The organism is Odoribacter sp. N15.MGS-14 (assembly GCF_000980245.1).
GTDB classification, from domain to species: Bacteria; Bacteroidota; Bacteroidia; order Bacteroidales; family Marinifilaceae; genus Odoribacter; species Odoribacter splanchnicus.
Genome location: NZ_LARE01000162.1, coordinates 1 through 1,167, shown reverse-complemented (window position 1 = coordinate 1,167; position 1,167 = coordinate 1). Strand labels below are relative to the sequence as shown.

Sequence of the window (1,167 nt, the reverse complement as noted above, 5' to 3'; positions counted from 1 at the left end):
AGTTTGATTGGCCTTTCACCCCTACCCGCGAGTCATCCGAAAACTTTTCAACGTTTACCGGTTCGGTCCTCCATCACGCGTTACCGCGACTTCAACCTGCTCGTGGGTAGATCACAAGGTTTCGCGTCTAGCGCCACCAACTTCACGCCCTGTTAAGGCTCGCTTTCACTTCGGCTGACGGGCCTGAAGCCCTTAACCTCGCTGGTGACGACTAACTCGTAGGCTCATTATGCAAAAGGCACGCCGTCACCACATCGCGTGGCTCCGACCGCTTGTAGGCGCGCGGGTTCAGGGTCTATTTCACCCCCCTGCTCGGGGTACTTTTCACCTTTCCCTCGCGGTACTGGTTCACTATCGGTCTCTCGGGAGTATTTAGCCTTGCCAGGAGGTCCTGGCGAATTCAGGCAGGATTTCTCGTGTCCCGCCCTACTCGGGATACCGCTATCTAAGAAAGAGGTGTCGTGCACGGGGCTATCACCCTCCACGGCTTACCTTTCCAGGTAATTGCACTTCGTCTTCCGTCGAATCTCGCGGTCCCATGACCCCGCTGTCGCCGAAACGGCAGCGGTTTGGGCTCTTCCCCGTTCGCTCGCCACTACTGGGGGAATCACTTTTTGTTTTCTTCTCCTGCGGGTAATGAGATGTTTCAGTTCCCCGCGTTCGCTTACCTCACGGTATGACCGTCATCTAGACGGCCGGGTTGCCCCATTCGGAAACCCACGGGTCAAGGGTTACTTGCACCTCGCCGTGGACTATCGCGGCTTATCGCGTCCTTCTTCGCCTCCGAGAGCCTAGGCATCCACCGCGCGCCCTTAATCGTTCACGTTCGTTAGCGTCGTGTACTTTTATAATCTACCTTGTCCCCTGTATCACCACGGGGACGGCTCTGTGTTATTCTACTACATTCTTACTTCGTGGATCAAATGATCCATTAACGTTCCAGCATGTCAAAGAACTTTATCCGTGGAGAATAAGGGAGTCGAACCCTTGACCTCCTGAATGCAAATCAGGCGCTCTAGCCAACTGAGCTAATCCCCCGGCTGTAGTCCCTCGCGGAGTTGAACCGCGGACCTCTACATTATCAGTGTAGCGCTCTAACCAACTGAGCTAAGAGACTATGGTTAACCCGCTATCGGGCAATCATGTAACGTGAAAAAACGTGAAACG

At 54.4% G+C, this 1,167-nt stretch carries 2 tRNA genes and 1 rRNA gene; all 3 read right to left on the bottom strand.

Features of this window, described 5'->3' with window-relative positions:
- Positions 1 to 826: ribosomal RNA gene (locus WS34_RS14790) — 23S ribosomal RNA — on the bottom strand; the annotation flags it as partial.
- A 138-nt stretch (positions 827 to 964) separates the two neighbouring features.
- Positions 965 to 1,038: transfer RNA gene (locus WS34_RS14785), tRNA-Ala, on the bottom strand.
- Positions 1,039 to 1,043: 5 nt separating this feature from the next.
- Positions 1,044 to 1,117: transfer RNA gene (locus WS34_RS14780), tRNA-Ile, on the bottom strand.
- Positions 1,118 to 1,167 lie beyond the last annotated feature (50 nt).